This window comes from Streptomyces sp. DSM 40750 (genome assembly GCF_024612035.1).
GTDB lineage: Bacteria > Actinomycetota > Actinomycetes > Streptomycetales > Streptomycetaceae > Streptomyces.
Genome location: NZ_CP102513.1, coordinates 2,324,588 through 2,345,210, shown reverse-complemented (window position 1 = coordinate 2,345,210; position 20,623 = coordinate 2,324,588). Strand labels below are relative to the sequence as shown.

The window sequence follows — 20,623 nt, the reverse complement described above, 5'->3', positions numbered from 1 at the left end:
GACCTTCCGTGAGCACCTTTCAGGCCCCCAAGGGCACGTACGACCTGCTGCCCCCCGACAGCGCCAAGTTCCTGGCCGTCCGCGAGGCCATCGCCGCGCCGCTGCGCAACTCCGGCTACGGCTACATCGAGACACCCGGCTTCGAGAACGTCGAGCTGTTCGCGCGCGGTGTCGGTGAGTCCACCGACATCGTGACCAAGGAGATGTACGCCTTCGAGACCAAGGGCGGCACCAAGCTCGCCCTGCGTCCCGAAGGCACCGCCTCCGTGCTGCGCGCGGCCCTCGAAGCCAACCTGCACAAGGCGGGCAACCTCCCGGTCAAGCTCTGGTACTCCGGCTCGTACTACCGCTACGAGCGCCCCCAGAAGGGCCGCTACAGGCACTTCTCCCAGGTGGGCGCCGAAGCGATCGGCGCCGAAGACCCGGCCCTGGACGCCGAGTTGATCATCCTGGCGGACCAGGCGTACCGCTCGCTGGGGCTGCGGAACTTCCGCATACTGCTGAACAGCCTGGGCGACAAGGAGTGCCGTCCCGTCTACCGGGCCGCCCTGCAGGAGTTCCTGCGCGGCCTGGACCTGGACGAGGACACGCTCCGCCGCGCGGAGATCAACCCGCTGCGGGTCCTCGACGACAAGCGCGAGTCGGTCCAGAAGCAGCTCGGGGACGCCCCACTCCTGCGCGACTACCTGTGCGACGCGTGCAAGGCGTACCACGAGGAGGTGCGCGAGCTGATCACGGCTGCGGGCGTCTCCTTCGAGGACGACCCGAAACTGGTACGCGGCCTGGACTACTACACCCGTACGACCTTCGAGTTCGTCCACGACGGACTCGGCTCCCAGTCCGCGGTGGGCGGCGGCGGCCGCTACGACGGCCTGTCCGAGATGATCGGCGGCCCGGCGCTGCCTTCGGTCGGCTGGGCCCTTGGTGTCGACCGTACGGTGCTGGCCCTGGAGGCGGAGGGCATCGAGCTCGAACTCCCCGCCGCCACCAGCGTGTTCGCCGTCCCACTCGGCGAGGAGGCCCGCCGCCTGCTCTTCGCCAAGGTCACAGAGTTGCGCAAGGTGGGCATCGCGGCCGACTTCTCGTACGGCGGGAAGGGCCTGAAAGGCGCGATGAAGAACGCCAACCGGAGCGGGGCGCGGTACGCGATCGTGGCCGGGGAGCGCGACCTCGCCGAGGGCGTCGTCCAGCTCAAGGACATGGAGTCGGGCGAGCAGGCCGCCATCGGCGTGAACGAGATCGTCGCCGAGCTGGAGGCCCGGCTGGGCTGAGTCAAGCCGTTGTCGCCCCTACTGCCCCTTACGGGCGGTAGGGGCGACTTTTATGTCCAGCGAACGGTGCACGCGCGAGTGTGTACGGCACAATGACCGTGCCCCAGAGGCCCCTTCGAAACCATGGAAACGACGTGATGAGCAAGACGACAGTCAAGAACGTCTCCTCCACGGAGCGGGAGCCCACCGCGGCTCCACGCACGGTGGGCGGCAGTCGTGCCTTCGCGATCCTGCTGCTGATCACCGGCGCGGCAGGCCTGCTCGCCTCCTGGGTCATCACGCTCGACAAGTTCAAACTGCTCGAAGACCCCAACTTCACCCCCGGGTGCAGCCTCAACCCGGTGGTCTCCTGCGGCAACATCATGAAGAGCGACCAGGCCTCCGCCTTCGGGTTCCCCAACCCGATGCTCGGCCTCGCCGCGTACGGCATCGTCATCTGCGTCGGCATGAGCCTGCTCGGCCGGGCGTCCTTCCCGCGCTGGTACTGGCTGACCTTCAACGCGGGCACCCTCTTCGGCGTCGGCTTCGTGACCTGGCTGCAGTACCAGTCGCTGTACAACATCAACTCGCTCTGCCTGTGGTGCTGCCTGGCCTGGGTCGCCACGATCCTGATGTTCTGGTACGTCACGTCCTTCAACATCCGCAACGGCTTCCTGCCCGCGCCCGGCTGGCTGAAGGGTTTCTTCGGCGAGTTCACCTGGGTGCTGCCCGTGATGCACATCGGCGTCATCGGCATGCTGATCCTGACCCGCTGGTGGGACTTCTGGACCAGCTGACGGTCCGAGGGCGGGCTGACGGCCCCGACCGGATTGTCAGTGCGGTGACATAGGGTTTTCGGTGTGGAGCCCGATCTGTTCACCGCCGCCGCAGAAGAACGCCAGGAGAAGGACCCTGCCGCCAGCCCCCTGGCCGTACGGATGCGTCCGCGCACCCTCGACGAGGTCGTGGGCCAGCAGCATCTGCTGAAGCCCGGCTCACCCCTGCGCAGACTGGTCGGCGAGTCCGGCGGCGGCCCGGCCGGCCCCTCCTCGGTGATCCTCTGGGGCCCGCCCGGTACGGGCAAGACGACCCTGGCGTACGTCGTCTCCAAGGCAACCAACAAGCGCTTCGTGGAGCTCTCCGCGATCACCGCCGGCGTCAAGGAGGTCCGCGCGGTCATCGAGGGCGCCCGCCGCGCCACCGGCGGCTTCGGCAAGGAGACCGTCCTCTTCCTCGACGAGATCCACCGCTTCAGCAAGGCCCAGCAGGACTCCCTGCTCCCGGCCGTCGAGAACCGCTGGGTCACGCTGATCGCGGCGACGACGGAGAACCCGTACTTCTCGGTGATCTCCCCCCTGCTCTCCCGCTCCCTGCTCCTCACCCTCGAACCGCTCACCGACGACGACCTGCGCGGCCTCCTCAAGCGCGCGCTGACCGACGAGCGCGGCCTCAAGGGCGCCGTCACCCTCCCCGACGACACCGAAGCCCACCTCCTGCGGATCGCCGGCGGCGACGCCCGCCGCGCCCTGACCGCCCTGGAGGCCGCGGCCGGCGCCGCCCTCGACAAGGGGGAGCAGGAGATCGGGCTCCAAACCCTGGAGGAGACCGTCGACCGCGCCGCCGTGAAGTACGACCGCGACGGCGACCAGCACTACGACGTGGCCAGCGCCCTCATCAAGTCCATCCGCGGCTCCGACGTCGACGCCGCGCTGCACTACCTGGCCCGGATGATCGAGGCAGGCGAGGACCCCCGGTTCATCGCCCGCCGCCTGATGATCTCCGCCAGCGAGGACATCGGCCTGGCCGACCCGAACGCGCTGCCGATAGCCGTCGCGGCCGCCCAGGCCGTCGCCATGATCGGCTTCCCCGAGGCGGCGCTCACCCTCAGCCACGCCACCATCGCCCTGGCTCTGGCCCCGAAGTCGAACGCCGCGACGATGGCCATCGGCGCCGCCATGGAGGACGTACGCAAGGGCCTGGCCGGTCCCGTGCCCCCGCATCTGCGGGACGGGCACTACAAGGGCGCGGCCAAGCTGGGGCACGCCCAGGGGTATGTGTACCCGCACGACCTGCCCGAGGGGATCGCCGCCCAGCAGTACGCACCGGACGCGATCAAGGAGCGGAAGTACTACACACCGACCAGGCACGGAACGGAGGCCCGGTACGCCGACGCGGTGGAGTGGACCAGGAAGCGCCTCGGTCGGAAGCAGTCCTGATCCCCCTGTAGACTCGTCCACAGTGCTGCGTCCCGTGTCCGGCTCCGGTCGGCGCCTCAGGCGGGACATCCAGCCGGATCTTTTGATCCAGGAGCGTCGCGCACCGTCGTAGGTGTCGCGGGCCGCCCACCACCACTCGGATTCCGGGACCGGTCGGTGGGCCGTTCGTGTGCTGCACGTATGTGCCCAGACCAGGGGAACGGCTGCCCGACAAGTCCCTCGTGGACGAGACGGGAATCCCCGGCTGCGGATGCGACCTCCCGTAACCCTGAGGCAGCCGATAAGAAAAGGAAAAGAAGTGGCGAACCAGTCCCGCCCCAAGGTCAAGAAGTCGCGTGCCCTCGGCATCGCGCTGACCCCGAAGGCCGTCAAGTACTTCGAGGCCCGCCCCTACCCGCCGGGTGAGCACGGCCGCGGCCGCAAGCAGAACTCGGACTACAAGGTCCGTCTGCTCGAGAAGCAGCGTCTGCGCGCGCAGTACGACGTGTCCGAGCGCCAGCTCGTCCGCGCCTACGAGCGTGCCTCCAAGGTCCAGGGCAAGACCGGTGAGGCCCTGATCATCGAGCTCGAGCGTCGTCTCGACGCGCTGGTCCTGCGTTCGGGCATCGCCCGCACGATCTACCAGGCCCGCCAGATGGTCGTCCACGGCCACATCGAGGTCAACGGCCACAAGGTCGACAAGCCGTCCTTCCGCGTCAAGCCGGACGACGTCGTCATGGTCCGTGAGCGCAGCCGCCAGAAGCCGCTGTTCGAGGTCGCCCGTGAGGGTGGCTTCGCCGCGGACGGTGAGACCCCGCGCTACCTGCAGGTGAACCTCAAGGCCCTGGCGTTCCGCCTGGACCGCGAGCCCAACCGCAAGGAAGTCCCGGTCATCTGCGACGAGCAGCTCGTCGTCGAGTACTACGCCCGCTGATCCGTCTTCGACGGACGTAGTCACCCACCGCGCGTCAGCCCGTCGTCTCCCCGCCCTCCGAGGCGGGCGGGGCGGCGGGCTCTCGCCTTACTGCGGTACGCGTTAATGCGGTACTGAGCGATCGCCCCGGCGCGATAGGCTCGGGACACGAATTTTCGACGTTCAGGCATGTTCCAGGGAGCGGGTGCACACAGTGTCCGGTGGAGAGGTGGCCGGGATCCTGGTGGCCGTCTTCTGGGCGATCCTGGTCTCCTTCCTCGCCGTCGCGCTGGCGAGGCTGGCCCAGACGCTCAAGGCGACCACCAAGCTCGTCGCGGATGTGACCGACCAGGCCGTCCCCCTCCTCGCCGACGCGTCCACCGCAGTCCGCTCCGCGCAGACGCAGATCGAACGGGTCGACGCCATCGCGTCCGACGTCCAGGAGGTCACGTCGAACGCCTCGGCGCTCTCCACGACCGTCGCGTCCACCTTCGGCGGCCCCCTCGTCAAGGTCGCCGCCTTCGGCTACGGCGTACGCCGGGCCATGGGCGGCCGCACGGAGGGCGAGCCCGCCAAGGAGCAGCGTCGTACCGTGATCGTGGGACGCACCGTTCCGGGCACGCGCCGGAGCAAGCGCAACACCCGTGGAAAGAAGGACTGACCGAGCGATGTTCCGCCGTACGTTCTGGTTCACCACAGGTGTCGCCGCCGGAGTGTGGGCCACCACCAAGGTCAACCGCAAGCTCAAGCAGCTCACTCCCGAGCACCTCGCCACCCAGGCGGCGAACAAGGCGATCGAGGCGGGCCACAAGCTCAAGGACCGGGCAGTCGGGTTCGCGCTCGACGTCCGCGACAACATGGCCCAGCGGGAGGCCGAACTGGGCGAGGCCCTCGGCATCGAGGCCAACCCCGACCGGTATCCGGAGCTTCCGGCCCCGAGGCGCGTCGTCGCCATCGAGAACACCAACACCCCGAAGTACAGCAGGAATCCGAGGTACGTCGAGAGCTCGTCGTACCCGTACAACCGGAATGAGGACCACTGATGGAGTCGGCTGAAATCCGCCGCCGCTGGTTGAGCTTCTTCGAGGAGCGCGGTCACACCGTCGTCCCTTCGGCGTCGCTCATCGCGGACGACCCGACTCTGCTCCTGGTCAACGCGGGTATGGTCCCCTTCAAGCCGTACTTCCTCGGTGAGGTCAAGCCCTCCTTCGCCCGCGCCACCAGCGTGCAGAAGTGCGTCCGTACGCCGGACATCGAAGAGGTCGGCAAGACCACCCGGCACGGCACGTTCTTCCAGATGTGCGGCAACTTCTCCTTCGGCGACTACTTCAAGGAAGGCGCCATCAAGCACGCCTGGGAGCTGCTCACCAGCTCCCAGGACAAGGGTGGTTACGGCCTGGAGCCGGAGAAGCTCTGGATCACCGTCTACAAGGACGACGACGAGGCCGAGCGCATCTGGCACGAGCAGATCGGCGTGCCCAAGGAGCGCATCCAGCGCCTCGGCATGAAGGACAACTACTGGTCCATGGGCGTTCCCGGCCCGTGCGGCCCCTGTTCCGAGATCAACTACGACCGTGGTCCGGAGTTCGGCGTCGAGGGCGGCCCGGCCGTCAACGACGAGCGGTACGTGGAGATCTGGAACCTGGTCTTCATGCAGTACGAGCGCGGCGAGGGCACCTCGAAGGAGGACTTCGAGATCCTCGGCGAGCTGCCCAGCAAGAACATCGACACGGGCCTCGGCATGGAGCGCCTCGCCATGATTCTGCAGGGCGTGCAGAACATGTACGAGATCGACACCTCCATGGCCGTCATCAACAAGGCCACCGAGCTGACCGGCGTCTCGTACGGCGACGCCCACGAGTCGGATGTGTCCCTGCGCGTGGTCACCGACCACATCCGCACCGCCGTGATGCTCATCGGCGACGGCGTCACCCCCGGCAACGAGGGCCGTGGCTACGTCCTGCGCCGCATCATGCGCCGCGCCATCCGGAACATGCGGCTGCTCGGTGCCACCGGCCCGGTCGTCAAGGACCTCATCGACGTCGTCATCGGCATGATGGGCCAGCAGTACCCCGAGCTCATCACCGACCGCGAGCGCATCGAGAAGGTCGCCGTCGCCGAGGAGAACGCCTTCCTCAAGACGCTGAGGGCCGGCACGAACATCCTCGACACGGCCATCACCGACACCAAGACCGCCGGTGGCAAGCAGCTGCCCGGCGACAAGGCGTTTCTGCTCCACGACACCTGGGGCTTCCCGATCGACCTCACCCTGGAGATGGCCGCCGAGCAGGGCCTCTCCGTGGACGAGGACGGCTTCCGCCGCCTGATGAAGGAGCAGCGGGACAAGGCCAAGGCCGACGCCCGGTCCAAGAAGACCGGCCACGCCGACCTCGGGGCCTACCGCGAGATCGCCGACGCCGCCGGTGAGACCGAGTTCATCGGCTACTCGGACACCGAGGGTGAGTCGACGGTCGTCGGCATCCTCGTCGACGGTCTGTCCTCGCCCGCCGCCACCGAGGGCGACGAGGTCGAGATCGTCCTCGACCGCACCCCGTTCTACGCGGAGGGCGGCGGTCAGATCGGTGACACCGGCCGGATCAAGGTCGACTCCGGTGCCGTCATCGAGATCCGCGACTGTCAGAAGCCGGTCCCGGGCGTGTACGTCCACAAGGGCGTCGTCCAGGTCGGCGAAGTGACCGTCGGCGCCAAGGCCCAGGCCTCCATCGACGGCCGTCGCCGCACGGCCATCGCCCGCGCCCACTCGGCCACGCACCTCACCCACCAGGCCCTGCGGGACGCCCTCGGCCCGACGGCCGCCCAGGCCGGTTCCGAGAACCAGCCCGGCCGCTTCCGCTTCGACTTCGGCTCCCCCTCCGCCGTTCCGACGGCCGTGATGACCGACGTCGAGCAGAAGATCAACGAGGTGCTCGCCCGCGACCTGGACGTGCACGCCGAGATCCTGAGCCTCGACGAGGCCAAGAAGCAGGGCGCCATCGCCGAGTTCGGCGAGAAGTACGGCGAGCGCGTCCGCGTCGTCACCATCGGCGACTTCTCCAAGGAGCTGTGCGGCGGCACACACGTCCACAACACCGCCCAGCTGGGCCTGGTGAAGCTGCTCGGCGAGTCGTCCATCGGCTCCGGTGTGCGCCGCATCGAGGCCCTTGTCGGCGTCGACGCCTACAACTTCCTCGCCCGTGAGCACACGGTCGTCGCCCAGCTGCAGGAGCTGATCAAGGGCCGCCCGGAGGAGCTCCCGGAGAAGGTCTCCGCCATGCTCGGCAAGCTGAAGGACGCCGAGAAGGAGATCGAGAAGTTCCGCGCCGAGAAGGTGCTGCAGGCCGCCGCCGGTCTCGCCGAGTCCGCCAAGGACGTTCGCGGTGTTGCTCTGGTGACCGGTCAGGTCCCGGACGGCACGACCGCCGACGACCTCCGCAAACTGGTGCTCGACGTGCGTGGACGCACCCAGGGCGGACGGGCCGTCGTGGTCGCTCTGTTCACCACGGTGAACGGCAAGCCGCTGACGGTCATCGCCACCAACGAGGCCGCCCGCGAACGCGGCCTCAAGGCCGGCGATCTGGTCCGTACGGCCGCCAAGACCCTCGGCGGCGGCGGTGGCGGCAAGCCGGACGTCGCCCAGGGCGGTGGCCAGAACCCGGCCGCCATCGGTGAGGCCGTCGACGCGGTCGAGCGTCTGGTCACCGAGACGGCCAAGTGAGCACCACAGGTCACACGAGCGAAGACGACGGCCCGGTCATGCGCCGCGGCCGTCGGCTCGCGATCGACGTCGGGGACGCCCGTATCGGGGTCGCCTCCTGCGACCCCGACGGAATCCTCGCCACCCCGGTCGAAACGGTCCCCGGACGCGATGTTCCGGCCGCGCAACGCCGCTTGGGGCAACTCGTCGAGGAGTACGAACCGATCGAGGTCGTCGTCGGCCTCCCTCGCTCCCTCAAGGGGGGCGAGGGCCCGGCGGCGGTCAAGGTCCGGGGCTTCGCCCAGCAACTGGCCCGCATGATCGCGCCCGTTCCGGTCAGACTCCTCGACGAGAGGATGACCACAGTGACGGCCGGTCAAGGACTGCGTGCCTCGGGTGTGAAATCCAAAAAGGGCAGGTCGGTCATTGACCAGGTAGCAGCCGTAATCATCCTGCAACAGGCCCTGGAATCCGAACGGACGTCAGGTAAAGCTCCGGGCGAGGGCGTCGAAGTGGTCATCTGATCGCGATACGGTAACGTTCCGCGCGATGCGGGGGCCTTCGAACAGCCACCGCACAAAAAGAGGCGGGGACGAAAGCCGAGCCACCGGCCCCGCGTGATCGCCGCCTCGCGGCTCTAGGGGATCGATGACTGAGTATGGCCGGGGCCCAGGCTCCGAACCGTGGCATCCGGATGACCCGTTGTACGGGGACGACGGATGGGGCGGACAGCAGGCCCAGGCGGGTCAGCAGTCCCCCTACGGCGGCCAGCCGCAGCAGCACTACCCGGAGCAGCAGTTCCAGCAGCAGTACGACAACAACGGCAACGGCGGCTGGGGCAACGGCCACCAGGACGCCTACGCCCAGCAGCAGTACCAGCAGGAGTACGGGGACCCCGGGCAGCAGCAGTACCCCGGCCAGAACCAGCACCAACAGCAGTACACCGGTCATGACCAGCAGCAGTACGACCAGGTCAACGGCGGCTGGAACAACGGAACGCACCAGCACGCGCACGGCGCTTACGCGGCCGACCCGGGCGACCCCTACGGGGGCCAGCCCATGGCGTACGGCGGTGGGCAGCCCGACTTCTACGGCACGCCCGACGCCTATCCGCCGCCGGAGCCGCCGTCGCGCCGCCGTGCGGAACCCGCACCCGATCCCGAGCCGCAGCCGACCGGGGAGCGGACCGACTGGGACCCCGGGCCGGACCAGGGCGAGCACGCGTTCTTCGCGGGCGGCGGCGATGACGACGAGGCCGAGGAACGCGGGGGCCGAGGCGACCGGAAAGGCCGTGGCGGCAAGTCCGGAAAGCCGGGCAAGAGCGGCAAGAAGCGCCGCAGCGGTTGCGCCTGCCTGGTGGTCGTCATAGTGTTCGGCGGCGGTTTCGCCGGCGTCAGCTATTACGGTTACCAGTTCTACCAGAGTCGTTTCGGTGAGGCTCCCGATTATTCGGGGGACGGTACGAACGAAACCGTGACGATCACCATCAAGAAGGGTGACTTCGGTTCTGTGATCGGGCAGAAACTGAAAGCGGCCGGGGTCGTCAAGAGCGTGGACGCCTTCACGGCTGCCCAGGCGCAGAATCCTGAATCATCAGTTCAAGCGGGTGTCTATCTGCTCAAGAAAGAGATGTCCGCTGAAAGCGCTCTCGCCCTGATGCTCGATCCGAAGAGTCAGAACAACTTCACTGTCAGGGAAGGTCTGCGAAATAGCGATGTCTACTCCTTGATCGACAAGGAGTTGGGCCTCGACAAGGGCACGACCGAGGAGGTCGCCGAGAAGAAGTGGGAGACCCTCGGTCTTCCCGACTGGGCGAACGACAACGACGACATCAAGGATCCGCTGGAAGGATTCCTCTACCCGTCCACCTATCCGGTCGCCAAGGGTATGAAGCCCGAGGCTGTCCTGAAGGAAATGGTCGATCTCGCCAAGGCGAAGTACGAGGAATTCGACCTGGAGGACAAGGCTGATGACCTGAAGCTTGAGAATCCGCTACAGGTGCTCACGGTGGCGAGCCTCGTACAGGCCGAAGGAAACAATAAGAAGGACTACAAGAAGATCGCGCGGGTCGTCTACAACAGGCTTGAGCCCAACAATCTGGAAACGGCTGGTCTGCTCGACTTCGACTCGACGGTGAATTACTTGCGCGGCGAGTCCAAGCTGGCGACCGGTTCGGTCGATTCGCTGCGGCAGATCGACGACCCCTACAACACGTACAAGATCAAGGGGCTGCCGCCCGGGCCGATCGGTAATCCCGGTGACGAGGCGATCGAGGGAGCCCTCAAACCGACCAAGGGCGACTGGTACTACTTCGTGTCCATCAATAAGGACGAGACGCTTTTCGCCGTGACCAACGAAGAGCACAACCGGAACCGCAAGAAGTACCAGGAAGCGCAGAACGGATAAATGAGCCGCACCGCCACCAAGCACCGGGCCGCCGTGCTCGGCTCGCCGATCGCCCACTCGCTATCCCCTGTGCTGCATCGGGCCGCGTACGCTGCACTCGGGCTCGCCGACTGGTCGTACGACCGTTTCGAGATCGATGAGGAGGCGCTGCCCGGGTTCGTCGAGAAGCTCGGACCGGAGTGGGCCGGACTGTCGCTGACCATGCCGCTCAAGCGGGCGGTCATCCCGCTGCTGGACGAGATCAGCGAGGTGGCGACCTCCGTCGAGGCGGTCAACACGCTGGTGTTCACGGAGGACGGGCGGCGGGTCGGCGACAACACCGATATCCCCGGGATGGTCGCCGCCCTGCGGGAGCGGGGGATCGAGCAGGTGGAGTCCGCCGCGATCCTCGGCGCCGGCGCCACCGCGTCGTCCGCGCTGGCCGCGCTCGCCCGGATCTGCACCGGCGAGGTCGTGGCGTACGTACGGAGCGAGGCTCGGGCCGCCGAGATGCGGCAGTGGGGCGAGCGGCTGGATGTCGAGGTGCGTACGGAGGACTGGGCGGACGCCGAGCGGGGGCTGAGCGCTCCGCTGGTCATCGCGACGACGCCGGCCGGGGCGACGGATGTGCTGTCCGGTGCGGTGCCGGAGCGGCCGACGACGCTGTTCGACGTGCTGTACGACCCGTGGCCCACCGAACTAGCCGCGCGGTGGTCCGCGTACGGTGGTGCGGTGGTAAGCGGGCTCGATCTGCTGGTACACCAAGCGGTGTTGCAGGTGGAACAAATGACGGGATTCAAGTCCGTGCCGGTTGAGGCGATGAGAAAGGCTGGAGAGCGGGTGCTGACCAGCCGCTAGATTGGACGCTGGCCCAGCAGGCTGGTGAGCTGTGCCCGGACGGCATGCAACGGCCGCTGAACCCAGACCGACTGCCCCGCCGGTGTGGTCCGTGACGAGGTTCGCGCTTCGTGCTGGAACATCTGGGTGTCGAGGATGGTGTTGGCCGTGGATGAGACCGGCTTCATCAAGAAGGGCCCCCACTCGGTCGACGTGCAGCGGTAGTACACCAGCACCTCCGGGAACATCAACAATTGCCAGCTCGGGGTGTCTTTTACCTACGCCTCCGCGGAGGGTTGGGCGTTGATCGAACGGGAGTTGTGCCTGTCCACCACCCGGACCGAAAATTCGGCTTGCCGGGCGGACGCGAGGATCCGCGAAGAAATCATTCTCCGCACCAGCCGATGCTGGAGCAGGCGGTTGTCGCGAAGGTGCTGTTTTCGCTGGGGTACTGGCGACGAGGTCTACGGCCAGGACCCGGTCGTGCGCGGATGGCTGGCTGGGCAGCGCCTGAGCTACGTGCTGGCGTTCGCCTCCAATCACCATTCCGGACTGCGCAGACAGAACGCCCGCACCATCTCGGCGATCCTGCCGGAACACACCTGGGAGATCCGATCCGCTGGCGACAACACCCGCGGTCTACGCTGATGCGCCTGGGCGCTCGTCCCAGCGAAGAGTACTCAAGGCCACCGAGAGCGAAGTGGGCTTGGTGGACCACCACCAGGCCCTTCAGTAGCTGGCCTATTACCGGCACATCATTCTGGCCATGATGGCCGTCGCCCACCTGACTCCACGTGGAACAAATTGCACTAAACGGCAAGCCGGCCAGGTGAATCCCTTCCAAAGTTTGACAGGGGCATGCCCTATGGGGGAGGGTTGATCGCTCGCAATTCGAAGCCCGCGACACTGCGGAATGGTCACCTTGAGGAGTCGGAGCGCATGCGAGTTAATCACGGATTCAAAAAAATCTTTCTTGCGGTCACCGCATCAGCAACTCTTATTTTCACTGCCCCAGGGTCAGCCTATGCTGGCGAGAATGCGGTAGCTTGTAACAGGGACATCAATAACTATGGAGTGTGCTCCGGGGAAGCGATATTCGACTACACTGACCACGTATTTCAAGGTGTAGCCGCCGGAGAGCGGGTTCAAGTCAATGATAATGCGCGGGACAGTCACGGCGTTCAGGTCTACGTGCAATGGGATGGCGTAAATCCTCGCCGGAAGGTGTGCAACGCAGGCGCAACTGGCTGCTACTTCTACTTCAAGATCCCCGAGGGTGAGAGAGTGAAGATTCAAGTGTGCCTGACAGAGAAGAGTGAGGAGATAAACCCGTCCTGCGGATATCCCCGGTACGGTAGGGCGTAGCCTTGAGGGAGTGTCGGCGTATCGGTGCGTCGACACTCCCACTTGTTAACCTAAAGGTTTATTTTTCTCTGAGGACTCTCCCGTAACTGATCAGGAGAGTCGGCAGCCCTTCATTGAACAGCGAGGATGTGGGGTCATCGATCCGTTCGTCCATGGCATGGGGAAAGCTCGCGTGCATGTCGCATCGAGCGCGGGTGGCGGCGCTGCTTTAGGAATCGTCGCTCACCTCAGAGCCGCCCATCACGGATGTGCGCCATTCCTTCTCTCGCATGAAGCCCTGGAAGATCCTACGCGACTGCCGCTTCAAGGGCGACGGCGTCCACCACGCAATGCTCGAATCGCTCGCCTGTACAACACGTCAGAGATCATTTACGGGACACTGCTTAGGTTAGTTAGCGTCGTGTTGATGCGCGGTAAAGGGCGAGAAGGTCATTTACCAGATCGCTGAGGTGGTTGGTATTGCAGCGGTGATTCTGTGGGAGTTGACAGCCCTCGACAGTGGCCATGACCCGTTCTCCGAGGCAGCGGATCTTGGCGCGGGCACTGTTACGCCGACGCTTCCACCGCTTGGGACGACGGCCTCCGGAAAGGGGATGCAGCGGGCGGCCAGCGCTCTTGTCACGCCCTTGTCGGCCCAGCACTTGAGCACTCTCGGTGCACGGGCCAGTCTGTCTGATGGCAGGCCCGATGATCCGTGTGCAGCGGTAGTTTGCTGGACGGGTGGTTGCTCCGCGCCAGGCCGTCCGTCTGCTGGACCTGTGACCGGGGCCCGGCCCCGGACGTGGGAGGATCGGAGGTGGCGGGCCGGGGCCGCGCACCCGGTAGCCGTCGCCGTACGCGAGGACGCGCGTACACGCAGGCAGTACGCAGTACCGGGCGCGAGCACTGAGGAGCACCGTTGAGCAGGTTGCGCTGGCTGACCGCGGGGGAGTCCCACGGTCCCGCACTTGTCGCGACGCTGGAGGGACTTCCCGCCGGCGTGCCGATCACCACGGAGATGGTGGCGGACCACCTGGCCCGTCGGCGCCTGGGCTATGGACGCGGTGCGCGGATGAAGTTCGAGCGTGACGAGGTCACGTTCCTCGGTGGGGTGCGGCACGGGCTGACGATGGGCTCGCCGGTGGCGATCATGGTCGGGAACACCGAGTGGCCGAAGTGGGAGCAGGTCATGGCGGCCGACCCGGTCGACCCGGAGATCCTCGCCGGCCTGGCCCGCAATGCGCCGCTGACCCGTCCCCGTCCCGGTCACGCCGACCTGGCGGGGATGCAGAAGTACGGCTTCGACGAGGCCCGGCCGGTCCTGGAGCGCGCCTCCGCCCGGGAGACCGCCGCCCGTGTCGCCCTCGGTGCCGTCGCCCGGTCGTATCTGAAGGAGACGGCCGGGATCGAGATCGTCTCGCACGTGGTGGAGCTGGCGACCGCGAAGGCCCCGCAGGGCGTGTACCCGACGCCGGCCGACGTCGAGAAGCTGGACGCCGACCCCGTGCGCTGCCTGGACGCCGACGCGTCGAAGGCGATGGTCGCCGAGATCGACCAGGCCCACAAGGACGGCGACACGCTCGGCGGAGTCGTCGAGATCCTGGCGTACGGCGTGCCCGTGGGCCTCGGCTCGCACGTGCACTGGGACCGCAAGCTGGACGCCCGCCTCGCCGGCGCACTGATGGGCATCCAGGCCATCAAGGGCGTCGAGGTCGGTGACGGCTTCGAGCTGGCGCGGGTGCCCGGCTCCAAGGCGCACGACGAGATCGTGAACACCCCCGAAGGCATCCGGCGGGTCTCCGGCCGCTCCGGTGGCACCGAGGGCGGTCTGACGACGGGCGAGCTGCTGCGGGTGCGGGCGGCGATGAAGCCGATCGCGACCGTGCCGCGGGCGCTGCAGACCATCGACGTGACCACCGGCGAGGCGACGCAGGCCCACCACCAGCGCTCCGATGTCTCCGCGGTGCCGGCGGCGGGCATCGTCGCCGAGGCGATGGTGGCCCTGGTGCTGGCGGACGCGGTGGCGGAGAAGTTCGGCGGCGACAGCGTCACCGAGACGGCCCGCAACGTCCGTTCCTACCTCGACCACCTCGCGATCCGGTGAACCCGGTGCCTCTGGTCGTTCTCGTCGGACCCATGGGCGTCGGCAAGTCCACCGTCGGGCAGCTGCTCGCCGAGCGGCTGGGCGTCGCCTACCGGGACACCGACGACGACATCGTGGCCGAGCAGGGCCGCGCGATCGCGGAGATCTTCGTCGACGAGGGCGAGTCCGCGTTCCGCGCCATCGAGAAGCGGGCCGTGCACGCGGCGCTGGCCGGCCACGACGGCGTCCTCGCCCTCGGCGGGGGCGCGATCCTCGACGCCGAGACGCGCGGGCTGCTCGCCGGGCAGCGGGTCGTCTACCTCTCGATGGACGTGGAGGAGGCGGTCAAGCGCACCGGCCTGAACGCCGCCCGCCCGCTGCTGGCCGTCAACCCCCGCAAGCAGTGGCGGGAGCTGATGGAGGCCCGGCGGAACCTGTATGAGGAGGTGGCCACGGCTGTTGTGCCCACCGACGGGCGTACGCCGGAGGAAGTCACCCAAGCGGCCCTGGACGCACTGGAGTTGAAGGAAGTATGAGCGAGACAGTGACCCGTATCCAGGTCGGCGGTACGGCGGGTACCGAGCCGTACGAGGTTCTGGTCGGGCGTCAACTGCTCGGTGAGCTGGGCGGGTTGATCGGCAACCGGGTGCGGCGGGTCGCCGTGATCCATCCTGAGGCGCTGGACGACACGGGCGAGGCCCTGCGCGCCGAACTGGCCGAGCAGGGCTTCGAGGCCGTCGCCATCCAGGTGCCGAACGCGGAGGAGGCCAAGACCGCCGAGGTCGCCGCCTACTGCTGGAAGGCGCTGGGCCAGTCCGGGTTCACCCGTACCGACGTCGTCGTCGGCGTCGGTGGCGGCGCCACCACGGACCTGGCCGGGTTCGTGGCGGCGACCTGGCTGCGCGGGGTGCGCTGGATCGCCATCCCCACCACCGTCCTCGCCATGGTCGACGCGGCCGTCGGCGGCAAGACCGGCATCAACACCGCCGAGGGCAAGAACCTGGTGGGGTCCTTCCATCCGCCGGCCGGGGTGCTGTGCGACCTGGCCGCGCTGGACTCGCTGCCGGTCAACGACTACGTCTCCGGGCTCGCGGAGATCATCAAGGCCGGGTTCATCGCGGATCCGGTGATCCTGGACCTGATCGAGGCCGATCCGCAGGCCGCCCGCACGCCTGCCGGGGCGCACACCTCGGAGCTGATCGAGCGGTCGATCCGGGTCAAGGCCGAGGTGGTCTCCGGGGATCTGAAGGAGTCCGGGCGCCGGGAGATCCTGAACTACGGTCACACCCTGGCCCACGCGATCGAGAAGAACGAACGCTACAAGTGGCGCCACGGTGCGGCGGTGTCCGTGGGGATGCATTTCGCCGCCGAACTGGGCCGTCTGGCGGGCCGGTTGGACGACGCGACCGCCGACCGTCACCGCACGGTCCTCGAAGCGGTCGGGCTGCCGTTGCACTACCGCTACGACCAGTGGCCCAAGCTGCTGGAGACGATGAGGGTCGACAAGAAGTCCCGGGGCGATCTGCTGCGCTTCATCGTCCTGGACGGCCTGGCCAAGCCCACCGTCCTGGAAGGACCCGACCCCGCCGTACTCCTCGCCGCCTACGGCGAAGTGGGCCAATAACGCCCGCTCGGGCAGCTCCTGTCCGATTCGCCTTGTGGTCATGGCCACTTGGGCACTTCGGGCTGCCCCCGGCCGTTCACCAAACGGTGGCCGGGGACGGTACCGTTCGGTAAGGGCGGGGTCGAAAGGCCCCGCCTGCCAGTGTCGATGTGACTGTACGAGACGGAGTGGCACCGGATGCAGCACGCAGTGGGAGCTCCGCTGCCGCCGCCCCATCGGCAGGGGCAGGACCCGGCGACCCCGTGGTCGCCGACCGCGAACCACCAGGGACACCCGGCCCCTCCTCACCCGGGACCGCCGGGCGCGACCCCTCCGGGACATCCGGGCGCGAGCCACCCGGCCCCACCCGGCACGCACCCGGGCCCCGTGCCGACGACCCCGCCCGCGCCCATGGCCCCGCCGACACCGGCCGCGCCCCCCGGGTCCGTCCCTCCGCCCGCGTCCCCCGGCTCGGTGTCCCCGCCCGCCCCGGGCTTCGCCGGAGGCCCCGGGCATTCGCACACCTCGGCCGCGCACCAGACGGGAGTCCCCAGGGACACGACCGGACACGTGCAACTGCCGCCGGGCGGCCCCGTCACCATGCCGCCGCCCGCCACGGGCGCGCCCGACGTCACGACCACCACGCTCGCGGTCCTGCTCATCGGGCCCGCCGGGGCCGGCAAGACCAGCGTCGCCAAGTACTGGGCGGACCACCGCCGGGTGCCCACCGCGCACATCAGCCTGGACGACGTACGCGAATGGGTGCGCTCCGGCTTCGCGGACCCTCAGTCCGGCTGGAACGACAACTCCGAGGCGCAGTATCGTCTCGCCCGCCGCACCTGCGGCTTCGCGGCCCGCAACTTCCTGGCCAACGGCATCTCCTGCATCCTCGACGACGCGGTCTTCCCCGACCGCCCGGTTGTCGGCCTCGGCGGCTGGAAGCGGCACGTCGGCCCCGGCCTGCTCCCCGTCGTCCTCCTGCCGGGCCTGGAGATCGTCCTCGAGCGCAACGCCGAGCGCTCGGGCAACCGCCGCCTCACCGACGAAGAGGTCGCCCGCATCCACGGCCGCATGGCGGGCTGGTACGGCTCCGGCCTCCCCATCATCGACAACTCCCAGCTGGACGTACCGAGCACGGCACGCGTCCTGGACGAGGTTCTGGCAAGGTCGGTCGCGAGTCCGCCCAAGTGGTGAACACCGCACACTGAGCCGACCCGAGAGGGGGCGCGGGGAACTGCGCGAACAACCTCCGTCGGCTCGCAGCGGGCGCAGGACCTCTCGTCGCACCGCTGTCCCCCGTTCGGCGCGCCCCCGCTCGGCCCCGTTCGACCGGCGACCGACCTGCGCAGCTCATACGCTCAAACCATGTCAGAGGTGTACGCGGCCCGCCGCGAGCGGCTGAGGAAGTGCTGCAACACGAGCGGCAGCGCCGCCGCACTCGTGACCCGCCCCGCCAACGTCCGGTATCTCGCGGGGGCGGCCCCCCATGGTGCCGCTCTGCTGCTCGGGAAGACCGAGGACGTACTCGTCTGTGGCGCGCCCCCGAGCGGCGAAGCAGGCGAGGGCCGCCCCGACGAATCGCTACGCGTCCAGGTGCTGCCGAGGCCCGGCGGCGACCCCGGGGTCGCCGCCGCCGACATGGCCGCGGCCATGGGCGCCGAGTCCCTCGCCGTGGAGGAGCATCACCTCACCGTGGCCCGGCACCGCGCGATCCGCTCGGTCGCGCCCCGGCTGCGCCTCGCCGACCTCGGCGGCGCCGTCGAGCAGCTGAGAGTGATCAAGGACGAGGAGGAGATCTCCTGTCTGCGGATCGGCGCGGAGATCACCGACCAGGCGCTCGGCGAACTGCTCGAATCGATCCTCGTCGGCCGCACCGAGCGCCATCTCGCCCTGGAACTGGAGCGCCGCCTCGTCGACCACGGCGCCGACGGCCCGGCCTTCACCACCTCCGTCGGGACCGGCCCGAACTCCGGCCGCCCCGGCCACCTCCCCACCGACCGCCGGGTCGAGGAGGGCGATTTCCTCTCCGTGTGCCTCGGTGCGACCTACCGCGGCTACCGCTGTGAGATCGGCCGTACGTTCGTCATCGGCACCTCGCCCGCCGACTGGCAGATCGAGCTCTACGACCTGGTCTTCGCAGCCCAGCGGGCCGGACGGGAGGCGCTGGTACCCGGTGCGGCCTACCGCGCCGTGGACCGCGCGGCCCGCCAGGTACTGGACTCCGGGGGGTACGGTGACGGCCTTCCGATGCTGATGGGGCACGGTGTCGGACTCGAAATCGACGAGGACCCGCAGTTGGCCCCCGCGGCCATGGGTAAACTGGACGCTTGCGTGCCGGTCACCGTCGAACCGGGGGTCCACCTCCCCGGCCGGGGCGGCGTCCGGATCGATGACACGCTCGTCGTACGCCCCGAGGCGGACGGCGGACCCGAGCTACTCACCATCACGACCAAGGAGCTGCTCGCCCTCTAGGCAGGTGCGTGCCCCGGGGTCGTCCACGTCAGTCCAGGAGATTCCGCAACCGTGGCTTCCACGAACGACCTCAAGAACGGCCTGGTGCTCAAGCTCGAAGGCGGCCAGCTCTGGTCCGTCGTCGAGTTCCAGCACGTCAAGCCCGGCAAGGGCCCGGCCTTCGTGCGCACCAAGCTCAAGAACGTGCTCTCCGGCAAGGTCGTCGACAAGACGTTCAACGCCGGCGTCAAGGTCGAGACGGCCACTGTCGACAAGCGAGACATGCAGTTCTCCTACATGGACGGCGAGTACTTCGTCTTCATGGACATGGAGACCTACGACCAGCTCATGGTCGACCGCAAGGCCGTCGGCGACGCCGCCAACTTCCTGATCGAGGGCTTCACGGCCACCGTCGCGCAGCACGAGGGCGAAGTGCTCTTCGTCGAGTTGCCGGCCGCCGTCGAGCTCGTGATCCAGGAGACCGAGCCGGGCGTCCAGGGCGACCGCTCCACCGGTGGCACCAAGCCCGCCACGCTGGAGACCGGCCACCAGATCCAGGTGCCGCTCTTCATCACCACCGGCGAGAAGATCAAGGTCGACACCCGCACGAGCGACTACCTCGGCCGGGTGAACAGCTAACCGTGGCTGCCCGTAATACGGCCCGCAAGCGTGCCTTCCAGATCCTCTTCGAGGGCGACCAGCGCGGGGTCGACGTTCTGACCGTGCTTGCCGACTGGATCCGGCACTCCCGATCCGACACCCGGCAGCCGCCGGTCAGTGAATACACCATGCTGCTGGTCGAGGGCTACGCGGAGCACATCAAGCGGATCGACGAACTGATCGCGCAGTACTCGGTGGGCTGGACCCTCGACCGGATGCCGGTCGTGGACCGCAACATCCTGCGCCTCGGGGCGTACGAGCTGATCTGGGTCGATGAGACTCCCGACGCGGTGGTGCTGGACGAGATGGTTCAGCTGGCGAAGGAGTTCTCCACGGACGACTCGCCGTCGTTCGTGAACGGGCTGCTGGGTCGTCTGAAGGACTTGAAGCCTTCGCTTCGCAGGGAAGCCGAGGGGAAGTAAGGCGCACGACAAAAACCGCCGGGGTGGCCCGAACCGATTGGTTCAGGTCACCCCGGCGGCACGTTTCTGCTGCGCCCCGGCGGGGCTGTCAGCCCTCCTCGTGGGAGACCGCGCGGCGGGCGTCGGCGTCGAGGACGCCCCAGCTGATCAGCTGCTCGGTGAGGACCGAGGGGGACTGGTCGTAGATGACGGCGAGTGTGCGCAGGTCGTCCTGGCGGATCGAGAGCACCTTGCCGTTGTAGTCACCGCGCTGGGACTGGATCGTCGCCGCGTAGCGCTGCAGCGGGCCCGCCTTCTCGGCCGGCACATGGGCCAGGCGCTCAAGGTCGAGGACCAGCTTCGGCGGCGGCTCGGCGGCGCCACCAGGGGTCGTACCGGGAAGCAGCTCCTGCACCGGAACCCCGTAGAAATCCGCCAGCTCCGCGAGGCGCTGCACGGTGACGGCGCGGTCGCCGCGCTCGTACGAACCGACCACGACCGCCTTCCAGCGTCCCTGGGACTTCTCCTCGACACCGTGGAGGGAAAGGCCCTGCTGGGTGCGGATGGCCCGGAGCTTGGCCCCGAGCTGTTTGGCGTATTCGCTGGACATATAGCTCCCCGGACGAAGGCTGGTGACTCACTGTGAGGTTACGCAGCGTGACTCTGCCCCGTCAAGCCGAATGGTCCGGACCGACTCTTCCGTGGTAACCGTGATCGGTTGCGCCAGGGGGGTGATCAGGGGCGTTGTCGGGGCCTGCTAACGTGGATGGCGCAAATCCGACGTCCTTTAAGGTCCGTCCCGTGAGG

At 68.1% G+C, this 20,623-nt stretch carries 18 protein-coding genes and 3 pseudogenes; 20 read left to right on the top strand and 1 reads right to left on the bottom strand.

The window, feature by feature from the left end:
- Positions 1-8: 8 nt before the first annotated feature.
- The 20 genes and pseudogenes from hisS to nusB all read left to right on the top strand — a co-directional run bounded on the left by hisS (position 9) and on the right by nusB (position 19,837).
- Entirely contained in the window at positions 9-1,271 is a 1,263-nt protein-coding gene (gene hisS / locus JIX55_RS10445) for a histidine--tRNA ligase (RefSeq protein ID WP_257563027.1), read from the top strand.
- A 137-nt stretch (positions 1,272-1,408) separates the two neighbouring features.
- Positions 1,409-2,047, top strand: coding sequence for a vitamin K epoxide reductase family protein (locus JIX55_RS10440; RefSeq protein ID WP_257563026.1), 639 nt, complete (start codon positions 1,409-1,411; stop codon positions 2,045-2,047).
- 63 nt (positions 2,048-2,110) lie between these two features.
- The gene (locus JIX55_RS10435) at positions 2,111-3,466 is read left to right on the top strand and encodes a replication-associated recombination protein A (RefSeq protein WP_257563025.1); all 1,356 of its coding nucleotides are present in this window, start codon (positions 2,111-2,113) and stop codon (positions 3,464-3,466) included.
- A gap of 298 nt (positions 3,467-3,764) precedes the next feature.
- A complete protein-coding gene (gene rpsD / locus JIX55_RS10430) occupies positions 3,765-4,379 on the top strand; it encodes a 30S ribosomal protein S4 (RefSeq protein WP_005485453.1) in 615 nt (204 codons plus the stop codon).
- 193 nt (positions 4,380-4,572) lie between these two features.
- On the top strand, positions 4,573-5,019 hold the full coding sequence (locus tag JIX55_RS10425) for a DUF948 domain-containing protein (protein ID WP_257569283.1): 447 nt from the start codon (positions 4,573-4,575) through the stop codon (positions 5,017-5,019).
- A 7-nt stretch (positions 5,020-5,026) separates the two neighbouring features.
- A complete protein-coding gene (locus JIX55_RS10420; protein WP_257563024.1) occupies positions 5,027-5,401 on the top strand; it encodes a hypothetical protein in 375 nt (124 codons plus the stop codon).
- On the top strand, positions 5,401-8,073 hold the full coding sequence (alaS, locus tag JIX55_RS10415) for an alanine--tRNA ligase (RefSeq protein WP_257563023.1): 2,673 nt from the start codon (positions 5,401-5,403) through the stop codon (positions 8,071-8,073). Before JIX55_RS10420 ends, alaS begins: the two co-directional genes overlap by 1 nt.
- Positions 8,074-8,111: 38 nt before the next feature.
- Entirely contained in the window at positions 8,112-8,576 is a 465-nt protein-coding gene (gene ruvX / locus JIX55_RS10410; protein WP_257569282.1) for a Holliday junction resolvase RuvX, read from the top strand.
- A gap of 124 nt (positions 8,577-8,700) precedes the next feature.
- Positions 8,701-10,458, top strand: coding sequence for an endolytic transglycosylase MltG (gene mltG, locus JIX55_RS10405; RefSeq protein ID WP_257563022.1), 1,758 nt, complete (start codon positions 8,701-8,703; stop codon positions 10,456-10,458).
- Complete coding sequence (locus tag JIX55_RS10400; protein WP_257563021.1) at positions 10,459-11,295, top strand: shikimate dehydrogenase; 837 nt, start codon at positions 10,459-10,461, stop codon at positions 11,293-11,295. It begins immediately after the preceding gene.
- Positions 11,295-11,659, top strand: a pseudogene (locus JIX55_RS51420) (transposase); the annotation flags it as partial. The gene JIX55_RS10400 and the pseudogene JIX55_RS51420, both read left to right, overlap by 1 nt.
- 53 nt (positions 11,660-11,712) lie before the next feature.
- Positions 11,713-11,919 (top strand): annotated as a pseudogene (locus JIX55_RS51415) (IS701 family transposase); the annotation flags it as partial.
- 968 nt (positions 11,920-12,887) lie between these two features.
- Positions 12,888-13,087: pseudogene (locus JIX55_RS51410) on the top strand (hypothetical protein); the annotation flags it as partial.
- A 450-nt stretch (positions 13,088-13,537) separates the two neighbouring features.
- Positions 13,538-14,722, top strand: coding sequence for a chorismate synthase (gene aroC / locus JIX55_RS10390; RefSeq protein WP_257563019.1), 1,185 nt, complete (start codon positions 13,538-13,540; stop codon positions 14,720-14,722).
- Positions 14,723-14,754: 32 nt separating this feature from the next.
- Positions 14,755-15,237: a shikimate kinase gene (locus tag JIX55_RS10385; protein ID WP_257569281.1), complete on the top strand. Its 483-nt coding sequence runs from the start codon at positions 14,755-14,757 to the stop codon at positions 15,235-15,237.
- Positions 15,234-16,325 carry a 3-dehydroquinate synthase gene (gene aroB / locus JIX55_RS10380; protein ID WP_257563018.1) on the top strand — a complete coding sequence of 364 codons (1,092 nt, stop codon included), beginning with the start codon at positions 15,234-15,236 and terminating at the stop codon, positions 16,323-16,325. The genes JIX55_RS10385 and aroB overlap by 4 nt, the downstream gene beginning before the upstream one ends.
- A 177-nt stretch (positions 16,326-16,502) precedes the next feature.
- Positions 16,503-17,498, top strand: coding sequence for an AAA family ATPase (locus JIX55_RS10375; protein ID WP_257563017.1), 996 nt, complete (start codon positions 16,503-16,505; stop codon positions 17,496-17,498).
- A gap of 171 nt (positions 17,499-17,669) precedes the next feature.
- A complete protein-coding gene (locus tag JIX55_RS10370) occupies positions 17,670-18,776 on the top strand; it encodes an aminopeptidase P family protein (protein ID WP_257563016.1) in 1,107 nt (368 codons plus the stop codon).
- Positions 18,777-18,827: 51 nt separating this feature from the next.
- Complete coding sequence (gene efp / locus JIX55_RS10365; RefSeq protein WP_033532566.1) at positions 18,828-19,394, top strand: elongation factor P; 567 nt, start codon at positions 18,828-18,830, stop codon at positions 19,392-19,394.
- A gap of 2 nt (positions 19,395-19,396) precedes the next feature.
- Positions 19,397-19,837, top strand: coding sequence for a transcription antitermination factor NusB (nusB, locus tag JIX55_RS10360; protein ID WP_257563015.1), 441 nt, complete (start codon positions 19,397-19,399; stop codon positions 19,835-19,837).
- Positions 19,838-19,925: 88 nt separating this feature from the next.
- Here nusB and bldD read toward each other — a convergent pair whose 3' ends face one another.
- Positions 19,926-20,426 carry a transcriptional regulator BldD gene (gene bldD, locus JIX55_RS10355; RefSeq protein WP_006379429.1) on the bottom strand — a complete coding sequence of 167 codons (501 nt, stop codon included), beginning with the start codon at positions 20,424-20,426 and terminating at the stop codon, positions 19,926-19,928.
- Positions 20,427-20,623 lie beyond the last annotated feature (197 nt).